This is a genomic window from Mesorhizobium sp. 43Arga, from assembly GCF_053714255.1.
Genome location: NZ_JBSKBO010000005.1, coordinates 242007 through 259307, shown reverse-complemented (window position 1 = coordinate 259307; position 17301 = coordinate 242007). Strand labels below are relative to the sequence as shown.

At 63.0% G+C, this 17301-nt stretch carries 13 protein-coding genes; 4 read left to right on the top strand and 9 right to left on the bottom strand.

Translation table 11 applies throughout. The features are described 5' to 3' along the window. Positions 1-16: 16 nt before the first annotated feature. From ACWGS8_RS19465 to ACWGS8_RS19455, 3 genes are all read left to right on the top strand, one after another. Entirely contained in the window at positions 17-1003 is a 987-nt protein-coding gene (locus ACWGS8_RS19465; RefSeq protein WP_454582448.1) for a Gfo/Idh/MocA family protein, read from the top strand. A gap of 84 nt (positions 1004-1087) precedes the next feature. Continuing rightward, positions 1088-2746 carry an FAD-binding dehydrogenase gene (locus tag ACWGS8_RS19460; RefSeq protein ID WP_454582447.1) on the top strand — a complete coding sequence of 553 codons (1659 nt, stop codon included), beginning with the start codon at positions 1088-1090 and terminating at the stop codon, positions 2744-2746. A 277-nt stretch (positions 2747-3023) separates the two neighbouring features. After that, a complete protein-coding gene (locus ACWGS8_RS19455) occupies positions 3024-5726 on the top strand; it encodes a hypothetical protein (protein ID WP_454582446.1) in 2703 nt (900 codons plus the stop codon). A gap of 762 nt (positions 5727-6488) precedes the next feature. Here the strand turns inward: ACWGS8_RS19455 and ACWGS8_RS19450 are convergent. The 7 genes from ACWGS8_RS19450 to ACWGS8_RS19420 form a co-directional block, all read right to left on the bottom strand. Beyond that, positions 6489-7427 (bottom strand): alpha/beta hydrolase, encoded by a 939-nt coding sequence (locus ACWGS8_RS19450; RefSeq protein WP_454582445.1) that lies wholly within the window; start codon positions 7425-7427, stop codon positions 6489-6491. Between the two features lie 119 nt (positions 7428-7546). Next, the gene (locus ACWGS8_RS19445; RefSeq protein WP_454582444.1) at positions 7547-8329 is read right to left on the bottom strand and encodes a carnitinyl-CoA dehydratase; all 783 of its coding nucleotides are present in this window, start codon (positions 8327-8329) and stop codon (positions 7547-7549) included. Then, on the bottom strand, positions 8322-10400 hold the full coding sequence (locus ACWGS8_RS19440; RefSeq protein ID WP_454582443.1) for an acetate--CoA ligase family protein: 2079 nt from the start codon (positions 10398-10400) through the stop codon (positions 8322-8324). The genes ACWGS8_RS19445 and ACWGS8_RS19440 overlap by 8 nt, the downstream gene beginning before the upstream one ends. Positions 10401-10483: 83 nt before the next feature. Then, positions 10484-11647 carry an acyl-CoA dehydrogenase family protein gene (locus ACWGS8_RS19435; protein ID WP_454582442.1) on the bottom strand — a complete coding sequence of 388 codons (1164 nt, stop codon included), beginning with the start codon at positions 11645-11647 and terminating at the stop codon, positions 10484-10486. Positions 11648-11651: 4 nt separating this feature from the next. Further along, positions 11652-12746, bottom strand: a complete 1095-nt coding sequence (locus tag ACWGS8_RS19430; protein ID WP_454582441.1) for a carnitine 3-dehydrogenase — start codon at positions 12744-12746, stop codon at positions 11652-11654. Beyond that, on the bottom strand, positions 12743-13372 hold the full coding sequence (locus tag ACWGS8_RS19425) for an HD domain-containing protein (RefSeq protein ID WP_454582440.1): 630 nt from the start codon (positions 13370-13372) through the stop codon (positions 12743-12745). The genes ACWGS8_RS19430 and ACWGS8_RS19425 overlap by 4 nt, the downstream gene beginning before the upstream one ends. A 14-nt stretch (positions 13373-13386) precedes the next feature. Next, entirely contained in the window at positions 13387-14310 is a 924-nt protein-coding gene (locus ACWGS8_RS19420; RefSeq protein ID WP_454582439.1) for a 3-keto-5-aminohexanoate cleavage protein, read from the bottom strand. Positions 14311-14446: 136 nt separating this feature from the next. On the opposite strand from ACWGS8_RS19420, the gene ACWGS8_RS19415 reads away from it, so the two are divergent. After that, the gene (locus ACWGS8_RS19415; RefSeq protein WP_454582438.1) at positions 14447-15427 is read left to right on the top strand and encodes a GlxA family transcriptional regulator; all 981 of its coding nucleotides are present in this window, start codon (positions 14447-14449) and stop codon (positions 15425-15427) included. A gap of 15 nt (positions 15428-15442) precedes the next feature. On the opposite strand, the gene ACWGS8_RS19410 is transcribed toward ACWGS8_RS19415, so the two are convergent. Beyond that, positions 15443-15646 (bottom strand): hypothetical protein, encoded by a 204-nt coding sequence (locus ACWGS8_RS19410; protein ID WP_019862638.1) that lies wholly within the window; start codon positions 15644-15646, stop codon positions 15443-15445. 204 nt (positions 15647-15850) lie between these two features. Continuing rightward, positions 15851-17176, bottom strand: coding sequence for a xylose isomerase (xylA, locus tag ACWGS8_RS19405; protein WP_032932612.1), 1326 nt, complete (start codon positions 17174-17176; stop codon positions 15851-15853). Positions 17177-17301 lie beyond the last annotated feature (125 nt).

Sequence of the window (17301 nt, the reverse complement as noted above, 5' to 3'; positions counted from 1 at the left end):
GACATGGAGAAGCACGATGTTCCGATGGGGTGTGTTGTCGACGGCCAAGATCGGCCGCGAGCAGTTGTTGCCGGCAATCGTCGAGGCGGAGAACGGCGTGCTGTCGGCGATCGCCAGCCGCGACCTGTCGAAAGCCAAGGCCCTGGCCGAGCGCTTCGGCGCCCGCCATGCCTTTGGCTCCTATGAGGAACTCCTGGCCTCCAAGGACATTGACGGCGTCTACATCCCGCTGCCGACCTCGCAGCATGTCGAATGGACGGCAAAGGCGATCGAAGCCGGAAAACATGTGCTGGTCGAGAAGCCTCTCGCGCTCGACGCCAAGGATATCCCGCCGCTGATCAAGCTGCGCGACGCCAAGAAGGTGCTGGTCTGCGAAGCCTTCATGGTCATCTACCACCCGCAATGGATCAAGGTGCGCGACCTCATCGCCGGCGGCGCCATCGGCCGGCTGCGCCATGTGCAGGGCGCGTTCTCCTATTACAATGTCGACCCCAACAACATGCGCAACCAGCTCGACCTCGGCGGCGGCGCACTGCCCGATATCGGCGTTTACCCGACGGTGTCGACGCGCTTCTCGACCGGCAAGGAGCCCAGCCGTGTGCAGGCGACGATCGAGCGCGACAAGACATTCGGAACCGACATCTATTCCTCGATCCGCGCCGATTTCGGCGATTTCGAACTGTCCTTCTATCTGTCGACGCAGATGGCGGCGCGTCAGGTGATGGTGTTCCACGGCGAGAAGGGTTTCATCGAGGTCTTTTCGCCCTTCAATGCCGGGCTTTACGATCATCACCGCGTCGAACTGCACAACCAGAACCACACCGAGGCGCAGGTGTTCCGCTTCCCCGGCACGCAGCAGTACCGGCTGGAGGTCGAGACTTTCGCGCGCGCGGCGCAGGGTGGCAAGGAACGCGTCTTCACGCTGGAGGAATCCGTGCTCAACCAGAAGGTCATCGACGCCATCTTCCGCGCCGGGGGCAAGGACGGCTGGGAGGCCGTCTGACATTTACCTTGACGCAATTCCGCACGGAAAACCGCTTCACACTTTTCCTGGAATTGCGTTAGCCGGCTAATTCTGGGAGGAAAAATGGCTGAAAACGTGGACGTGATCATAGTCGGCGCCGGCCTTGCCGGGCTGGTTGCCGCCGCCGAGCTTGCCGAGGCGGGCAAGAGGATCATCATCGTCGATCAGGAACCGGAGCAGTCGCTGGGCGGCCAGGCATTCTGGTCGTTCGGCGGGCTTTTCCTCGTCGATTCGCCCGAGCAGCGGCGCATGCGCATCCGCGATTCGCATGATCTGGCGCTTGAGGACTGGATGGGCACCGCCGCTTTCGACCGGCCGGAGGATTTCTGGCCGCGCAAATGGGCCGAAGCCTATGTCGGTTTCGCCGCCGGCGAGAAACGCTCCTGGCTGATGCAACGCGGCCTGAAGTTCTTTCCCGTCGTCGGCTGGGCCGAGCGCGGCGGCGGCAATGCCATCGGCCACGGCAATTCGGTGCCGCGCTTCCACGTCACCTGGGGCACCGGCCCGGGCGTGATCGAGCCTTTTGTGCTGCGCGTGCGCGAGGCGCAGAAGCGCGGATTGGTCAGCTTCAAGTTCCGCCACCGGGTCAATGAACTGACGCGGACGGGCGCTGCCGTGACCGGCGTGCGCGGCGATATCCTTGAGCCGAGCACCGTCGAGCGTGGCCACAAGAGCTCGCGCGACATTTCGGGCGATTTCGAGCTGCATGGGCAAGCGGTGATCGTCGCCTCCGGCGGCATCGGCGGCAATCATCGACTGGTACGGGAAAACTGGCCGAAGCGGCTGGGCACGGCGCCGAAACGCATGATCACCGGCGTGCCAGACCATGTGGACGGCCGCATGCTCGCCATCACGGAACAGGCCGGCGGCTCGATCATCAACCGCGACCGCATGTGGCACTATGTCGAGGGCATCAAGAACTGGGCGCCGATCTGGACCGACCATGCGATCCGCATCCTGCCCGGCCCGTCCTCGCTGTGGCTCGACGCGCGCGGCAAGCGCCTGCCGGTGCCGCTCTATCCCGGTTTCGACACGCTGGGCACGCTCAACCACATCATGAGCACCGGCTTCGACTATTCCTGGTTCATTCTGACCAGGAAAATCATCCAGAAGGAGTTTGCGCTGTCGGGCTCTGAGCAGAACCCGGACCTGACCGGCAAGAGCTGGCGCCAGGTGCTTGGCCGCGCGACATCAGGCATTCCGGGTCCGGTCAAGGCCTTCATGGAGAAGGGCGAGGATTTCATCGTCGAGGCCGATCTTTCGAAGCTGGTGGCGCGCATGAACGCGCTCGCTGGCGGCGAGCGGCTGCTCGAACTTGCCCAGGTGGAACGCGAGATCCGCGCCCGCGACAGGCAGCTCGACAATCCGTTCTCCAAGGACATGCAGATCACCGCGCTGCGCGGCGCCCGCGCCTATCTCGGCGACCGGCTGATCCGCACGGCCAGGCCGCACAAGATGCTCGATCCGGCAAACGGCCCGCTGATCGCGGTGCGCCTCAACATCCTGACCCGCAAGACGCTGGGTGGCCTGCAGACCGATCTCGACAGCCGCGTGCTGGGCGCCGATGGCCAGCCGGTACCCGGGCTCTATGCCGTGGGCGAAGCAGCCGGTTTCGGTGGCGGCGGCGTGCACGGCTATGCCGCACTGGAAGGGACGTTCCTCGGCGGCTGTATCTTCTCCGGCCGCGGCGCCGGCCGGGCGGCGGGCCGCTCGGTGGCGTGAAACCATGGCGCCAAAGCCCGCCTCTAACTCTTTTGATGCAATTCCGGACGGAAAACCGCTCACACTTTTCCTGGAATTGCTCTAATTCGCCATACCGGAGCAGCGACTCTTATTTCCTCGTCCGGTAGTCTCACAGATACGTTCTACCAAGTCGACTATGCCGGGAGCGTCGGCCAGGCGATGATTTGTGGAAATAGTGGCGGGGTATTTACTTTTATAGAGCATTGATGACAACGCTGCAGTCGTCGGCTACATTGCTGTGCTTCCGGGGACAGCAATGCGCGAAAAACACATAGTGATCGCGGTGCACGGGATTCGAGATTTTGGTCAGTGGCAGGACCGTCTCGGCGATATCTTAACTGTCGCCAAGCCCTCAATTGTTACAGAACGCTACCGTTTTGGATATTTCAGCGTCCTGGCCTTCCTTATACCGTTTGCACGATGGCTGGCCGTAAGGGCATTTCGCCGGCATTTTGAGCAACTGGTGAAAGATAATCCCGAGGCTCATTTCTCGATAGTGGCGCATTCTTTCGGCACACATATCGTCGCTCACGCTATCCGTGGCATGAAACCACCGGATATTCCGCGAATAGAAACGATCATTCTGGCCGCCAGCGTATTGCGGTCTTCTTTCGACTGGTCGGCGGTGGTCGCCAGAAGCCGAATGAATGGAAAAGGCATCCAACGGGTACTCAACGACTGCGGCTGGGACGACAACGTCCTGATCCTAAGCCAGCTTTTCGTGCTGTTCACGGGCATGGCTGGGAGAGTGGGGTTCTACGGCTTTATAGGCGTTGACGTAAAAAACCGGTTTTTTCCTGGCGGGCATGGGCATTATTTTAAGCCGGCGGGCGTCGATCCCGATGTCTTTATGCGCGAATGGTGGCTACCGGTTTTGACCGCGGCGGCTAAACCGCGTGATGGGTTGCCGTTTCCGCCAAACACGATACCCAAAGGCATTTTCTATGCCCTTTTGCGTCTAGCCGATCCCGTCAAGATCTGTGTTTATCTGATGACCTTTCTCTTGGTGTGGAATATTGCCTATCTGGCGCCCCGTCGAGCGGCTGCCGAGGAAAGCTATAGACGGCAATACCAAACCGCCGCGATCCAGATGCAGTCTGACCGGTCGGTCCCCACAGCGCTCCTGGCGCTGCTGAGGCTGGCCCATTCGCCAAGCGACAGCGACTCGGCGCACATTCTCGCGCGATTCGCGGGACAGCGGCTCAAGTCATTTGACACAGCCAGCAGCGGCTTGAGAACGGATACTGTTTATGAATGGGGCGACGGCTCCTATCTGATCCGGGATCGGCCCATCAGACTTTCGGTACGCCGCCCAATTGTCGAATACCATTCGGCCGAATTCCATACGTTCGTTCTGGTTGGGGAGGGACGGTCAGTATGGGCGATCGACGATCGGACCGGGCAGGTCAGATGGAAGACGTCGATTGACGAGGAAGGATACGACGCCTCGCATGTGAACATGTGGCGATTGAAGGGCAGCAGCCACGTCGCTGTGGAGTTTGACGTCGCGCAGCCGGAGGAGGATCACACTCCTCACTATGTGATCGATGTAGATTTGCAGCGGGGCGAAGGGACCTATTTTAGTGGCTACCCGGCGGCGAGCTTAGACTGTGCTTCGATCGAGCCTGTCCTTGGGTTGCCGGACAATGATGATGACCCGACACCGGAACAATACAAGGCCGCTCAAGCGAAACTGGATGAACAAACCGCACGCACGAAAACCTGTCTTCTACCATTGTCGATAGAAGCCCCTCCGTCATTCCGCTTTCCAGCAATTTCGTCGGAGCCAAACGTTTGGTCGTCCGTCGCAGGCGCTCTTGCCCAAGATGATCCATCTGTGTCCGGATGCGCCTATGGCAACATGCTTTTCACCCTCGATCGCCGCGAAGACAGCAATCTGCATTTTGACGACAGCACCGCGGATAATCCTTCAGTCAACGACTTATCGTTTAACAACGAGGGTTGCTACTACGTCTTTCGAGGGCCAGACGCCAAGCGCTACATCGCACTTAGCAAGGTCATGGGCAAAGCATGGGCCGAATGGCTCATCTGTGAACTTCGAACGGAAGTCGATGTCGGCCAGTGCGTGGAGGACGGGTTCTACTATCTGGCCAGAGGAGACCTCTCGATGTCTCCCAACCGTCGCTATCTGGCCCTCGCAGACGATGCTAGCGAGGGCATAGGGCATTCATGGTCCTTGATCGACCTGCAGAATATGATCGTGCTGGCGCCGACGGTATTTCCTCTTACACGCGTTAGTGCGGTAGCAATGACCGATGACGCCATTCTGGTCGCGGCTCCGGCGGCAGCTCCCCGCGGCGCCTTGGAACTCTGGGCTTACAAATTGACCGACGGCGCCCCAGAACTCCTCACTCGCCAGCTCATCCAGCCACCTGAAAGTTTCGCGCTGACCGAAGACAGCGATACAAATATCCACGACGCGACCCTATTGATCGCAAGCGGTGGGTCTTTCGTTCTAGCTTCCGCCTTCCAGGAAATTGCCGACTTAAAGGTATCTTCGGATACAAGCATGTTGGCATGGGCCGGATCGATGCTGCCATGGCTCGTTCCACCAGCAGAGCCACCATTGGCAACCTTGTGGACGACGCCCGAAGTCGGACTGCCGATCAAGGTACCGATAGCGATCACCTATTCACCGGACAGGGAAATACTCGCCATCAGTGCAGACAGCCAAATCCGGCTGGTGAATACGTCGGATGGTACTTTTCTCACGCCTGTGATCGATATTTCTTCATTTCCACCCTGCAAGGGTCCGATTGTCGCCGTCGCGGCCCATAACGACCTGAGTGTCACTGTGACAACGAACCACTGCGTCGCGACCAGACAGCCGCCATTATCTGCAACCGCGCTGGCCAACATAGAGGCCAATCCCTCGCTTTATTTCGGGATGGGAGAGGCTCTCGCCCCGGCGCTTCCTGGCGAGACGCCGGCACCCTGAACGCCATTTCATATATGGCTGTCATGATGTTCGCGGAGGCCATGAGTTTCCCTTGTTGCAGAAAACGTCCCATCCTTCACCGCTTCGTCGTTGGACGCGATGGCGAACGCCACTGGATCGCGCGCCATGAAGAAGGCCTGACCGGCGGAGAGCAGGTTTTGCCTGACTCATAAAAACCGCATATGTCTCGCGATCACGGGGTTCGGCGCGGGCGGCGTGGCTCGATGCAGTCGGGCGACGGCGTCGTCGCCGGGCCACCGGCGCAGTCCGGCCCGCCGGGTTGTACATCCGGCGCTGGCGCGCAATCGATCGCTGGTCCGCCGCAATCGGGCCTGGCTGGCCGATCCGGGCGATCTGGCCTGTCCGGCCAGTCGGGTCGATCCGGTCTGTCGGGACGATCCGGCCCGTCCGGCCAATCTGGTCTGTCCGGACGACCGGGCCTGCTCGGCCAGTCTGGCCTGTGGGGGCGATCGGGGCGCCATAGCCTGTCTGGCCTCCATGGCCTGTCGGGTCCGTGGTCACGGTCGCGCCAAGGACGGTCGCGCCAGGGGCGGTGGCGGTAATCGTCCGTGTCGACGCACGCACTTAGCGACGCGGCACAAAGGAGGAGCGCCAACGCGGTTGCGAACCTGATCATAATTGCGGTTGTTTCCTGCTGCCGGCCACCCACGGAGTGGGTCTGCCTGCTCTGCATTGCGCCTGCATTACGCCTGGCCGCGTCCGCTCACGTCCGTGCAATCGCTCACTCGACAGGAAGATCGCTCACCAGAGCCAGGTGCTCCGGCCGATGGCAATCACCGCATCGACAATGCGGGTGAAACTTTCACGGGCGCGACCGACCGTATGCCGGGCCCTGAGATAGCCGTGCACCAGACCCGGTTCCTCGACCCAGCTGGCCCGCCCGCCCGCCGCGATGATGCGGTCACGATAAGCCTCGCCGTCGGAAGACAGCGGGTCGCACTGCGCGGTGATGAGGACCGTCGGCGGCAGGTTGGCGAAGTCGGCATCGGCCAGCGGCGAGAGTGTTATGTCTCCGGTCCGATCCCGCCCGCCGGTGCGAATATGCTTGTAGAATTCGAGATCACGCATGGTCAGCATCGGCGCATCGGCGTGCCGGACATAGGAGCCCCTCGAGCGGTCGCCGCCAAGGCCGGGATAGATCAGCACCTGGCCCGCCGGCCGTTTCGCGTGGCCGCGTGTAGCGTGAGCAACAGCGGCGCAGAGGTTGCCGCCGGCGCTGTCGCCGCAGAGCAGGATGGGGCAGTCGCGAGTGGATGCCGCCCATGCGAAGGCGCTCATCGCGTCGTCGAAGGCTGCCGGATGCAGATGCTCCGGAGCGAGCCGGTAATCGACGGAGACCACCTCGTAGCCCGTGCGGGCGCAAAGCTCGGCGCAGATATCGTCATGGCTGTCTAGCCCGCCAAGAATGAAGCCGCCGCCATGGATGTAGAGCACTGTCGCCGCCGGTTGCGGGGCGCTTCGGTAGATGCGGATCGGGATATCGTGCGTGGGCGTGGCAATGGCCGAGGTTTCGACCGCCACCCCTTCGGGATAGCCGGCAAAGAATTCCCGGCACATACGGTCATAAATCTCGCGCTGCTGGATGATCGTATAGTCGATCGTATCGGGCGGATAATAGGAATTGGTCCGCTCGATGAAGGCCCAGGTCTCGGCGTCGATGAGTTTTGTGTAGTCGGTCATGATACTCCCTCACCTCCCCCTTGATGGGGGAGGTCGCCGCGAAGCGGCGGGTGGGGGTGGCGGCGCTTCACCCCACCCCGGACCTTCGGTCCGACCCTCCCCATCAAGGGAGGGTAAAGTCACTTCCCCTTCCACACCGGATCGCGCTTTTCGGCGAAGGCGCGGAACCCTTCCATATTGTCCTCTGAACCATAGAGCGCATCGACCGTCGCCAACTGCCGGCGCGTCACCTTGTTCATCGCGTCCTGGAAGGTCTGCGCTTCCGCCACCCGAGCGGTCTCCTTGATCGCGGCGAAGACCAGCGGCGGGCCGCTGGCGAGCAGGCGGGCGATTTCCCAGACGCGGTCCTCGAGCTTGTCCTTGGGCAGCACTTCGTTGACCAGGCCCCAGCGATGCGCCTCGGCGACATCCATCCAGCGGCCGGTGAACAAGAGGTCCATGGCGACATGGTAGGGGATGCGTTTCGGCAGCTTGATCGTCGCCGCATCGGCCAATGTGCCGGCGCGGATTTCGGGCAGCGCGAAGGAGGAGTGGTCGGAGGCGTAGATGAGGTCGCAGGACAGCGCCAGCTCGAAGCCGCCGCCCACCGCCATGCCGTTGACGCAAGCGATGACCGGCTTGTTCAGGTCGCGCAGTTCCTGCAGGCCGGCGAAGCCGCCGACGCCGTAGTCGCCGTCGACCGCGTCACCGCCGGCAGCCGCCTTCAGGTCCCAGCCGGCGGAGAAGAACTTGTCGCCGGCGGTCTTGACGATGGCGACACGCAGTTCCGGATCGTCGCGGAACGCCTTGAAGGTTTGCCCCATCAGCCGCGAGGTCTTCAGGTCGATGGCGTTGGCCTTGGGCCGGTCGAGCGTGACCTCGAGGATCGAGCCTTCGCGACGGGTCGAAATGACATCAGACATTCTTGTTCTCTCCCAGCACCAGCAGCGCGTCGGCGATCCAGGCGCCCTTGCCTTCGACGCAGACGATCAGCGGGTTGATGTCGAGTTCCTCGATCTCGCTGGCATTCTTCTGCACGAAGGCGGCAATGCCCGCGATGGCGTCGATGGCGGCCGCGACGTCGGCCTTCGGCCGGCCGCGATAGCCTTCAAGCAGCGGAAACAGCTTCAATCCACGCAACGCCGCCTCGATGTCGTCGCGGGTTGCCGGCAACATCAAGGTGACGCTGTCGCGCAGCAGTTCGACCAGCACACCGCCTGTGCCCAGCGTCATGACAGCGCCGAACATCGGATCCCTGGTGAAACCGACGATCAGTTCGGCGACGCCGTCGCGCACCATGCGCTCGACATAGAGACCGGTGCCGAGCGGCAGCAGATCATGCGCCGCCGTGCTGACGGATTCGGCGTCCTTGAGGGTGAGCCGGACAGCGCCGACCTCGGATTTGTGGGTAACGCCCAGCGCTTTCAGGGCCACGGGAAAGCCGAGCGCCATCGAGGAAATCACCGCCTCGACCGCATTGCCGGCGCGCTCGCCCTTGGGCACGGGGAGCCCGGCCTTGATCAGCCGCGCCTTGGCCTCAGCCTCGTCGGGCGTGACATGCTCGCCGCCGGCGGCGCCGGCAGCGGATGTGTCGACCGGCTGCGCCTGCGGTTCGGCCCATGCCCAGCCGATGAAGGCTGCCGCGCCTGCGGCATCCATGGCCTCGGAAATACCGAACAGCGGCACCATGCCGCGCGCCATCAGCTCGGCGGTGTATTCCTCCGGCAGGTTCTCCGGCAGCGAGGAGACGATCGCGCCATGCGCGTTGTTGGTCTTCAGTGCCGATTCGAAGGCGCGCAGCGTCGCCCACCAATCGGTGACCGAGCAGCGGTCCGGGCGCGGAAAGTCGAGCACCAGCATGTTCAGGTCGAAGCCGCCCGACACCATGGCGGTGAAGGTGGCGGTCATCGCCGGCTCGTTGTTCCAGATGAAGGTGTGGTAGTCCAACGGGTTGGCGACTGCAACCAGCGGCCCGAGCGTCGACTTGACATGGGCGCGATGGGTGTCGGTCAGGTCAGGGAAGTTGACCCAGCGCCCTTCGGCGCTGTCGGCCATGACGGAAGCCTCGCCGCCCGAACAGCTCATCGACGACAGCCTGTAGCCAGGCAGCGGCCCGGTGATGTGCAGCAGCTTCAGCGCCTCGATGAAGGCGGGGATGGAATCGACGCGCGCAATGCCGAGCCGCCTGAGGAAAGCGCCCGAGGCCGCATCCGAGCCGGCCAGCGAGGCGGTGTGCGAGACTGTCGCCTGCCTGGCCTGTTCGGAACGGCCGACCTTCATGGCGATGATCGGCTTTTTCAGTTCGCGCGCCCGTGCCGCCAGCCTTTCGAAGCCGGCTACCGAATCGAAGGCTTCGATGTGCAGGCCGAGCGATGTCACCCGCTCGTCCTCGATCAGGCCGAGCGCCATTTCGGAGAGGCCGGTCTGCGCCTGGTTGCCGGCGGTCATCAGGAAGGCGATCGGCAGGCCGCGCTTCTGCATCGTCATGTTGATGGCGATGTTGGAGGACTGGGTGATGATGGCAACACCCTTGCCGCCCTCCTCCAGCCGGATGCCGCCATGCTGGTCAGGCCACAAAAGCGCGCCGTCGGCATAGTTGATCAGGCCGTAGCAGTTCGGGCCGATGATCGGCATCTGGCCGGCTGCCGCGACCAGTTCGGCCTGCAGCCGTTCGCCGTCATCGTCATAGGCCTCGGTCTCGAGGAAGCCGGCGGCAAAGCAGACGGCGCCGCCGGCGCCACGTTCGGCCAGCTCCTTGACCACCTCGATGGTCAGATGCCGATTGACGCCGACAAAGGCGGCATCCGGCGCGCCGGGAAGGTCGGCGACGGACCGATAGGCCCTACGTCCGGCTACCTCGTCCTTGGACGGATGCACCGGCCAGATCTCGCCGGCAAAACCCATCTTGATCGATTGCGCCACGACGGCGGCGGCCTGCACGCCACCGAAGACGGCGATCGATTTCGGGCGCAGGAGACGTTCGAGTTTATGCATGGTCATCTTTTCGTTTGAGCATCTCAGGACAAACGATCTCGTTTGCCCGACAAAACCGAATCCCGGCTCTGACGCATCATGCTCTAAGCTCCGAACGGACGCAGCAGCGCCCGCGAAATAATATGTCGCTGAATCTCCGACGTGCCTTCCCAGATGCGCTCGACGCGGGCGTCGCGCCAAATGCGTTCCAGCGGCAGGTCGTCCATCAGGCCCATGCCGCCATGGATCTGGATCGCTTCATCGGCAACGTATGCGAGCATTTCGGTGGCCTTCAGCTTGGCCATGGCCATGTCCTGGTCGGTAACGGTGCCCTGATCGTATTTCCAGCCAGCTTCGAAGACCATCAGGTCGGCGGCCTTCAATTCGGTCGCCATGTCGGCGAGCTTGAACGACACGCCCTGGAACTTGCCGATCTGCTGGCCGAATTGCTGGCGCTGCGCGGCATATTCCACCGCATGGCCGAGCGCCCGCTCGGCGCGGCCGAGACAGGTGGCGCCGACCTGCAGGCGGGTGGCGCCTAGCCAGGAATTGGCGACGTCGAAGCCCTTGTGGACTTCGCCGAGCACCTGGCTCGCCGGCAGGCGGCAATCGTCGAATTCGAGAATGGCGTTGGTGTAACCGCGATGCGAGACGTTGCGGTAGCCGTCGCGGACCGTGAAACCCTTGGTGCCCTTGTCGACAAAGAAGGCGGTGATCTTCTTGCGCTTGCCACGCGGCGAATCCTCTTCGCCCGAAGCCATGAAGACGATGGCGAAATCGGCGAGATCGGCGTGGCTGATGAAATGCTTGGTGCCGTTCAGCACCCAGTCGTCGCCGTCCTGCACGGCTGACGCCTTCATGCCGCGCAGGTCGGAGCCAGCGCCTGGTTCGGTCATCGCCAGGCAGTCCCACTTTTCGCCACGGATGCACGGGAAGAGATATTTTTCGCGCTGCTCGGGCGTGCCGGCCAGGAGGATGTTGGAAGGCCGCGCGACGCAGGTCCAGTGCAGCGCGTAGTTGGCGCGGCCGAGCTCCTTTTCGTAGAGCAGCCAGGTCACCGTATCGAGGCCCGCGCCACCAACGTCCGCCGGCATGTTGGCGGCATAGAGCCCGGCCTCGATCGCCTTGACCTTGATCTCCTCGATCAGCTCGCGGCGCAGCACGCCGGTGCGTTCGACCTCGCGCTCATGCGGGTAAAGCTCGTTCTCGACGAAAGCGCGCGTCGTCTCGACGATGAGTTTTTGTTCCTCCGAAAGACCGAAATCCATGCCCTCAGCCCTTCTTCTTTTTCTTTGGCTTTTCCGCCTTCTTCACCGGCTTGGAAGCCTTGGCCTTCTCGGCCGCCGTGGAAGCCGCCGGCTTCTTCGCCGCCAGCTTGGCCAGTTGCCTGGTGTAGTCCTTGTGCAGCGCGCCGGCGCCCCAGCCCTTGCCCTTGTTCTGCTTCGACAGCGCATCCATGATCGCGACCAGATTGTCGTCGCGGATCTTTTCCAGCTCGCGGATCGACAGGCCATGCGCCTGGTCGTCCGACTGGGTGGCGATCAGGTCGACCAGCTCGTCGTTGAATTCCGGCACGTCCATCAGCTTGGTCCACGGCCATTTCAGGCATGGACCGAACTGCGCCATGAAGTGGCGCATGCCGGCCTCGCCGCCGGCGACGCGATAGACCTGGAACATGCCCATCTGCGCCCAGCGCAGGCCAAAGCCGTAGCGCATGATGTCGTCGAGTTCCTCGACGGTGCAGATGCCGTCCTTGATCAGCCACAGCGCCTCGCGCCATGCTGCCTCCAGCAGCCGGTCTCCGACGAAGGCCTCGATCTCCTTGCGGATGACGACAGGCTTCATGCCGATCGAGGCATAGATCTCCTTGGCGACCTCGATCGCCTCGGGGAAGGTCTGATCGCCGCCGACGATCTCGACCAGCGGCAGGAGGTAGACTGGGTTGAACGGATGGCCGACGACCAGTCGCTCCGGATGCTTCTTCATCGCCACCTGCATGTCGGTCGGCTTGATGCCGGAGGTGGACGAGCCGACAATGGCATTGGCCGGCGCATGGGCGTCGATCTCGGCCAGCACGCGGTGCTTGAGATCGAGCCGTTCCGGCACGCTTTCCTGGATGAAGTCGGCATCGGCCACCGCCTCGGCAATGGTCCTGGCGAAGGTGAGCTTGCCCTCCTTCGGCAGGCCGCCGGGCACCATCTGCTTGTAGGCGCGACGCGCGCCCTTCATCACTTCCGAGACCTTGCGCGAGGCCTCCGGATCGGGATCGAAGATCGACACGTCGATGCCGTTGAGCAGCAGCCGCGCCACCCAGCCGGCGCCGATGACACCGCCGCCAATGGCGGCCGCCTTGTCGATGATGCTCATGCGGAAGCTCCGGTTCTTGTCCTGGCTGTTTCGGGATCGATGAGAGGCACGCGCGCGCCGGCGCGGATCACGGACGGGTCGTAGGCCTTGCGGGCGAAGACCTCGAGTACGAAGGGCCGGAAGAAGTCGATCGGCAGTGTCTCGTAATCGGGGTCGAAGCTCGATTGGTCCCAGCGCTCGCAAAACTGGTCGCAATCGTCAAAATAGGCGTGGCCGGCAAAGCGGTCGCGGGCATGACGGTTGCCGCCGAGGTGATGGGCGTAATAGAGCCGCTGGAAGTCGCCATGCTTTTCCACCACCCAAGTGCATTGCTCGCGCACGAAGGGCTTCAGGATCGAAGCGGCGTATTCGTCGTGATTGTAGGGCGCGTAGATGTCACCGATATCATGCAGTAGCGCGCAGGCGATCCAGTCGGTGTCGGCGCCGTCGCGCCAGGCGCGCGTCGCTGCCTGCAACGAATGGCCGAGCCGGGTGATCTTGTAGCCGGACAGCCCCTCGTCGAGCTGCACCAGCGCGTCGAGCAGCCGCTCGCCGGTTTTGGCGGCATGGTCGATTTCATGGGCGGTCAGGAACTCGTAATCTTGCCTGTCGCCATCCTTCATCGCGGTGAATTTGACGGTAGTCATGATCAGACGCCGTTTTACGCCGCGGCTGCGATCGGCGCCCGCTTGGTCAGGTTGAGCTTCTTGCGCACTTCCTCCGGCCCGAGGATCCTGGCGCCGAGATTGGTGACGATGCTGGCGGCGCGCTCGACCAGCTGGGCGTTGGTTGCCAGCACGCCCTTGTCGAGCCAGATATTGTCTTCGAGACCGACGCGGACGTTGCCGCCGGCGATCACGGCCGCAGCCGCATAGGCCATCTGGTTGCGACCGATGGAAAAGGCCGACCAGTTCCAGGTCGACGGCACATTGTTGACCATGGCCATGAAGGTGTTGAGGTCATCGGGCGCGCCCCACGGCACGCCCATGCAGAGCTGCACCAGCGCGTCGGGGTTGAGCACTTTTTCCTCGACCAGTTGCTTGGCGAACCAGAGATGGCCGGTGTCGAAAGCCTCGATCTCCGGCTTGACGCCGAGCGCCGTCATCATGCCGCCCATGGCGCGCAGCATGCCGGGCGTGTTTGTCATGACGTAATCGGCTTCGGCGAAATTCATGGTGCCGCAGTCGAGCGTGCAGATTTCCGGCAGGCACTGGCGCACATGTTCCATGCGGTTGGTGGCGCCGCCCATGTCGGTGCCTTTTTCGTTGAGCGGCAGCGGCGCTTCCGGCGAGCCGAACACCATGTCGCCGCCCATGCCGGCGGTGAGATTCAGCACCACGTCGACATTGGCGTCGCGGATGCGCTCGGTCACTTCGCGGTAGAGATGCACATCGCGCCTGGGCTTGCCGGTCTCGGGGTCGCGGACATGGCAGTGGACGATGGCCGCACCGGCCTTGGCCGCGTCGATGGCCGAATCGGCGATCTGCTTGGGCGAACGCGGCACATGCGGCGAGCGATCCTGCGAACCGCCGGACCCGGTCACGGCACAGGTAATGAAGACCTCACGGTTCATCGCAAGCGGCATGGAATTCTCCTCCCAATTCGAACAGCCATGCATGTCGCCCAAAAGTGGGAACCGGTTTTGGGATAACGACATGCACAGGGACCCGCACAGCATTGCGCGACTTGCGGGAGACTGCTTTGCGCTTTACGAAGACGACATGATAAAAAACGAAAAAGCGACAATCTTTCGCGCCGAGCAGTCGCCGCTCAAAGTGACGTTGCTGGTGTTTTCCGGGGCATCCATCATGTGCGTGGCGTGCGCCGTCGATCCGCTGCGGGCCGCCAACCGCATCGCCGGCGAGACCCTGTTCGACTTCAAGCTGGTTTCGGTGACCGGGGAGGCGCCGGTCACGACATGCGGCCTGCCCGTGGCGGTCAGCGGCCGGTTCGACGCGACGGAGCCGACGGATGTGCTGGTCGTGGTCGCTGGCTTCGGTACGCAGAATTATGCCACGTCTGCCTTGCTCGCCGGGCTGCGCCGCGCGGCGCGGGCGGCCCGCGCTTGCGGCGGTGTCGAGGCGGGCACCTGGCTGGTGGCGCGAGCCGGCTTGCTGGAAGACCGTAGCGCCACCACCCATTGGGAGGACATGGAAGATTTTTCGTCGGCGTTTCCCGGCGTCGACGTGCGCCCCGATCGGTACATCATCGATGGGCCGGTGTTCACCACGGGTGGCGCGTCGCCAACCTTGGACCTGATGCTGCACCTGATTCGCACCCGGCTCGGCATGGCCGTGGCGCTCGACGTGGCAAGCGCGTTCATCTACGACCAGGCACGCGTGGCGACGGATGCGCAGCCGCTGGTCTCGCTTGGCCGGCTCGATGGCTACGATCCACGCCTGGCGCAGGCCATCCGGCTGATGGAAGCGCATGTCGACCAACCGCTGACCATTGAAGCCATCGCCAAGCGTGCCGGCGTGACGGCGCGGACGTTGGAAAGCATCTTTCGCAAGTCGATCGGCGAGACGCCTGGCGCCTATTATCTCAGGCTGCGGCTGGGGGCTGCGCGCCGGCTGGTGGTCGACACGCGCGTGGCCATGGCGGATATTGCCGGGCGGACGGGATTCTCGTCCGCCGCGGCATTTTCCAGAGCGTTTTCAAGAGCGTTTGGCGAAGCCCCGGTCAGGTTGCGCCGGGGCTAGGTCATTTCAGGGGAATCAAGCGGCGTTTTGCCTATCGCTGCCGGCGTCGATCTGCGAGCGCATCTGTCTCACCAGCCGGACTTCAAAGCGGTTGCTAACGGCGCGATCCCATTGGTTTTTCACGTCGTCGGTCGGCCGCGGCAGCGCCATCAGCCGGTCGATGATCGATCCGGTCTCACCGGATGAGAGTAGGGCGTCGATTTCGCGTTCGTGCTGCATATCGGTTCGCCTCCTTCCTTTTCACCCGCCACAGGCCCCTCTTATACGAGATACGTGACGGCAGTTTGAAGGCAAGAGCGAGGTCATTGAGGGGCGGGAAAGGGCAAACCTTGTCGCCAGATGAGCGCTTTGGCGCAGGCCATTCCAACGCGGCAGGAGTGTTGTCCCGCCGCCCCCCGAGCAGTACGAATCGGCTTTCCGCCGTCAGACGTAGCGGTTGACGATGTTCTCCAGCAATTCCTGGCGGCCGGAGCGCGGCTGCGGTTCAATCTTCTTCTTGACCACGCGCTCGGCGATGTCCTCCAGCGTGCGCTTGCCCGACAGCATCGCCTTGCCCTCTGCCGAGTTCCAGCCGGCATAGCGCTCGGCCAGCGGCGCCGACAGCGCCTTGTCCTCGACCATGCGGGCCGCGGCCTTGAGGCCGCGCGCGCAGGCATCCATGCCGCCGATATGGCCGATCAGCAGGTCCTGCGGATCGAGCGACTGGCGGCGCAGCTTGGCGTCGAAATTGGTGCCGCCGGTCTTGAAGCCGCCGGCCTGCAGGACCTGGTAGTAGGCCAGCGCCATTTCCGGCACGTTGTTGGGGAACTGGTCAGTGTCCCAGCCCGACTGGTAGTCGTTGCGGTTCATGTCGATCGAACCGAAGACCCCGAGCGCATTGGCCAGCGCCAGCTCGTGCTCGAAGGAATGGCCGGCGAGGATGGCATGGCCCTGCTCGATGTTCAGCTTGACCTCCTTCTCCAGCCCGAAGCGCTTGAGGAAGCCATAGACCGTGGCGACATCGTAATCGTACTGATGCTTTGTCGGCTCCTGCGGCTTCGGCTCGATCAGGATGGTGCCCTTGAAGCCGATCTTGTGCTTGTAATCGACGACGAGGCTGAGGAAGCGTCCGGCCTGTTCCTGCTCGCGGGCAAGGTCGGTGTTGAGCAGCGTTTCATAGCCTTCGCGCCCGCCCCACAGAACATAGTTCTCGCCCTTCAGCCGCTTGGTGACGTCGATGCAGCTTTTCACCGTCGCCGCCGCATAGGCAAAGACATCCGGATCGGGATTGGTGGCGGCGCCCGACATGAAGCGGCGATGCGAAAAGAGGTTCGCCGTGCCCCAGAGCAGCTTGACCCCGGTCTGCTTCATCTTGCCGGCAAAGTAGTCCGCGATCTCGTCGAGACGGGCGGCACTTTCGGAAAAGTCCTTGCCCTCGGGGCGGACATCGGCGTCGTGGAAGCAGAAATAGGGTGCGCCGAGCAGCGAGAACATCTCGAAGGCGACATCGGCCTTGAGCTTCGCCAGTTCCATCGTGTCGATGCCGCCGGCTTTGGGGAACCAGGGGCGGTCGAAGGTCTGGCCGCCGAAGGGGTCGCCGCCCGGCCAGGCGAAGGAGTGCCAGTAGGCGACGGCGAAGCGCAGATGGTCTTCCAGCCGCTTGCCGGCCACCACCTCATCGGGATTGTAGAAGCGGTAGGCCAGCGGATTCGTCGAATCCGGCCCCTCATATTTGATCTTCTGGATGTCGCCGAAAAATCCGCTGCTCATGATTTCTGTCCTCTCTCGAATGGTTCGCCCTGATTACCTCAGGTAATTCGCCTTGATTACCTCAGGCGTAATTGGTTTCGGTCTGCCGTGGGGTGAAAAGGGTCGTGTCAAAGCCACTCAACGAA